The sequence below is a fragment of the Mesobacillus sp. genome, from assembly GCF_049588175.1.
Lineage (GTDB): Bacteria > Bacillota > Bacilli > Bacillales > Cytobacillaceae > Mesobacillus.
The window spans coordinates 1-3,095 of record NZ_JBAVFI010000313.1 but is presented as its reverse complement, the minus strand read 5'-3'; the positions used below and the strand labels follow the sequence as shown (position 1 = coordinate 3,095).

At 40.4% G+C, this 3,095-nt stretch carries 4 protein-coding genes; 3 read left to right on the top strand and 1 reads right to left on the bottom strand.

Annotation, left to right across the window (positions count from 1 at the left end; genetic code table 11):
• The 3 genes from WB217_RS07700 to WB217_RS07690 form a co-directional block, all read left to right on the top strand.
• Positions 1–420, top strand: a 420-nt coding sequence (locus WB217_RS07700) for an amino acid ABC transporter permease (RefSeq protein WP_423992184.1), incomplete at its 5' end; no start/stop codon positions are given.
• Positions 421–437: 17 nt separating this feature from the next.
• On the top strand, positions 438–1,181 hold the full coding sequence (locus tag WB217_RS07695) for an amino acid ABC transporter ATP-binding protein (protein WP_423992182.1): 744 nt from the start codon (positions 438–440) through the stop codon (positions 1,179–1,181).
• Positions 1,182–1,410: 229 nt separating this feature from the next.
• Positions 1,411–1,689 (top strand): hypothetical protein, encoded by a 279-nt coding sequence (locus WB217_RS07690; RefSeq protein WP_423992180.1) that lies wholly within the window; start codon positions 1,411–1,413, stop codon positions 1,687–1,689.
• Positions 1,690–1,793: 104 nt separating this feature from the next.
• Here the strand turns inward: WB217_RS07690 and WB217_RS07685 are convergent, their stop codons facing one another.
• On the bottom strand, positions 1,794–2,759 hold the full coding sequence (locus WB217_RS07685) for a quinone oxidoreductase family protein (protein WP_423992178.1): 966 nt from the start codon (positions 2,757–2,759) through the stop codon (positions 1,794–1,796).
• Positions 2,760–3,095 lie beyond the last annotated feature (336 nt).

Genomic DNA, 3,095 nt, shown 5'->3' with positions numbered 1-3,095 from the left:
TCAATCAACACTGGAGCATACATGGCAGAAATCGTTCGAGGCGGAATTGTTTCTGTTGATAAAGGCCAATTCGAAGCTGCACAGGCAATTGGCATGAATCATTTCCAAACGATGATGAACGTCGTATTGCCACAGGTCGTTCGAAATATTTTGCCTGCGACAGGCAACCAATTTGTCATTAATATCAAAGACACATCCGTCCTTAACGTTATATCCGTATCAGAATTGTATTTCTTAACAAAATCAGTTGCCGGTAACAACTTTAGATACTTTGAGTCATTTTTTGTAGCATGTGTACTTTATTTTGTCATGACATTTATCGTCACAAGAATCCTGCTTTATTTAGAGCGTAAATTGGAAGGACCGGACAATTACACGATGATGCTCGGAGAGGAATCACCGACGGCAAATAAGTTATAGGAGAAGGAGGAGAGAGTATGGAAAAAGTCATAGATATTCAACACCTAAACAAATCCTTTGGTACACATGAAGTTTTAAAAGACATCAACTTTTCAGTCAATAAAGGGGAAGTCGTAAGTATAATTGGCTCTTCAGGATCAGGTAAATCAACTCTTCTTCGCTGCATCAACCTTTTGGAAAAACCAAGCGGTGGCCAGATTATCTATAACGGAGAGAATATCCTCGATGATAAGCACGATATTCCGACCTATCGCAGACATTTAGGGATGGTATTCCAGCAATTCAACCTGTTTAATAACCATAATGTCCTGAATAATTGCCTCGTTGGACAAATGAAAGTGTTAAAACGTTCAAAGGATGAAGCTGAAAAGGTAGCAATGAAATATCTAAAGGTTGTTGGGATGGATAGGTATATAAACGCAAAACCAAAGCAGCTATCCGGGGGACAAAAACAACGTGTGGCGATTGCCAGAGCACTTTCGATGGAGCCAGATGTAATGTTGTTTGACGAACCCACTTCTGCTCTTGATCCAGAAATGGTGGGAGAGGTACTAAAGGTAATGAAGGAACTTGCTGAAACTGGTCTTACGATGCTGATCGTTACCCATGAGATGGAATTCGCAAAGGAAGTATCAGACCGTGTCGTGTTTATGGACAAGGGAGTTATTGCAGAGGAAGGAAGCCCTGAGCAAATCTTCAATAATCCAAAGCAAGATCGTACCAGGGAGTTTCTTAAACGTACTTTTGTTGAAGTTTACTGATAATAAATAAAGGCTGGTTTGGTAACTTTGTTGCTTTAAATAAGAGGCTTAAATGAAAAACTGTAGACAAACTGAATCTTCATCGAGTTTGTCTACAGCTAAAGTTGAACCTTTCCATGTGGTTCAACTTTTTTCTTTTGAAGTATGCTCAGTTAGCCGCATTAATCAAATCAAAGCAAATATATATAGATAAATGCATTAAATTCCGCCTGGTATGGAGGAGGTATTAATGAAGCCGTTCCTAATCCTTAGTCAAACGATATATATCCTTTCTCTCGTTCCCTGGTTTGTCATCTGGGGATTGTCGTTTATGAGCTTCGACAGTGGTGTCAACTTCTATAATATATCTTTTGTTCTGGTCATCACTTTATATCCGATTGCTGTGGTTACTGGTTCAGTATTGGCGTGGATTTTTAGGGAAAAAAAGAAAAGGTTTGCCATTACGATGAATTTGCTTCCGATGATTTGGGTCATCGCCTTCTTAAGCTTCATGTTTTTGAACAATTAAGCAGGAAAACGGCCAAATCTTCATGATTTGGCCGTTTAAGTGTAAGACTCTCTTTCGACTGGAATGGAAACATCTTAAAAAAAGATAGCTAAAAATCCCCCCAATTAAGGAATTAATAGGATTTTGCCGGTGCTCTTGCGGCTCTCTAGCAACTTATGCGCTTCTTTGCCATCTCTTAGAGAAAATGTCATCGGATTCGACACAGCTAAATCGCCATTTGCGATCCATTTAAATAGCTGGTTTGACCGATGAATCCTTTCTGCTCTTGAGGTTAATACATTCCATAGATCCCCGCCAGTAATCGTTTTCGATGTATCCATCAGCATCCGAGGGTCTACTGGCTTCGGGTCGCCTCCTGCCATTCCATAAAATACGACAGTGCCACCAACTCTGGTTGCAGCAAAACTTTCTGATAAGGTGGAACCGACAGAGTCAAACACTACATCTGTGCCAGTTCCATTTGTTTCTTGCATTATTTTATCAACCCAATTTTCACTGTATAAAAAAACCTTTTTAGCACCGACTTTTTGGGCTATATTTGCTTTCGAAGAAGAAGATGTTAGTCCAATCGCCTTGCCGCCAAGCAGCCCGACCATTTGTATCAATAATTGTCCAACCCCGCCTGCAGAAGCATGAACGAGTGCAGTATCTCCTGATTTAATTTGATAGCTATCATGAACGAGATAATGTGCCGTCAGTCCCTGAAGCAGGATGGAGGCAGCCGTCTCGAAGGAAATCGTATCAGGAAGTGGGATTGCTTTTTCAACAGGAACAGCAACAAGTTCTGCATTTGCATAAGGGACATCGGCAAACGCAATCCGGTCACCTTGTTTTACTTCAGTTACATTGCTCCCAATTTCTTCAACGATTCCCGCGCCTTCATACCCTAAAATGTAAGGTGGCTGACCAGAAAGGTGATAGTTTCCTCTTCTCCGGTAAATATCCGCGAAATTTAATCCAATTGCTTTCGTCCTCACAAGAACCTCATCGGGTCCGATAGAAACATCATTGATTTCTTTATAAAGTAATACTTCAGGGCCGCCAAATTGTTCAAAAACGAGTGCTTTCATACGATTCCTCTATTCATTTTCATTTTTCTTATTGAAGGAAGCTTTACTATAACACCACTCATAAACGATTGCCATTTAGCGAGGTCTTTTTTAAAAGGTGTTTTTTAAAAGATTGTTGTTTTGTAAAACAATTATAAATAAGTTGATTGGAGCACGGGTCCGAGAACAACTCGAAGAGAAAAATGTGCGATGAGTTGTTATGAGAAGAGGTCCGAGAACAACTCAATCAGGAAAAAAGGGCCCCGAGTTGTTATGAGAAGAGGTCCGAGAACAACTCAATCAGGAAAAAAGGGCGATGAGTTGTTATGAGAAGAGGTCCGAGAACAACTCAACGAG